This window comes from Bradyrhizobium uaiense (assembly GCF_010811875.1).
GTDB classification, from domain to species: Bacteria; Pseudomonadota; Alphaproteobacteria; order Rhizobiales; family Xanthobacteraceae; genus Bradyrhizobium; species Bradyrhizobium uaiense.
Genome location: NZ_VKHP01000941.1, coordinates 1 through 244, shown reverse-complemented (window position 1 = coordinate 244; position 244 = coordinate 1). Strand labels below are relative to the sequence as shown.

The following is a 244-nucleotide window of genomic DNA, read 5'->3' as shown; positions in this document are numbered from 1 at the left end:
CCATGCGCTCGATCGGCGTGCCGCGCATGAAGCCTGAGCCGCCATGCAGTTGCAGGCAGCCATGCACCACCTCGTGCAGCACCTCGGGCGACAGCGCCTTGACCATCGAGACCTCGCGCAGGCATTCGGCGGCCCGCTGTGGAATCAGCAGGGCGTGCGGCTGAAGCTCGCCCAGCTCGCCGCGAAGGCGGCGGCGGCCCGAGCGCTGGCCTATCAGGCTGCCGAGCTTGCCGCGGCCGGGAAG

General features: G+C 71.3%; 2 protein-coding genes. One reads left to right on the top strand and one right to left on the bottom strand.

The genetic code is table 11. The features are described 5' to 3' along the window. On the bottom strand, positions 1-121 hold a 121-nt coding region (locus FNJ47_RS48205; protein ID WP_347341839.1), incomplete at its 3' end, for an acyl-CoA dehydrogenase family protein. Here FNJ47_RS48205 and FNJ47_RS55225 point away from each other — a divergent pair. Next, positions 74-244, top strand: a 171-nt coding sequence (locus tag FNJ47_RS55225; protein WP_430649500.1) for an acyl-CoA dehydrogenase family protein, incomplete at its 3' end; no start/stop codon positions are given. The two genes, FNJ47_RS48205 and FNJ47_RS55225, sit on opposite strands and share 48 nt — an antisense overlap.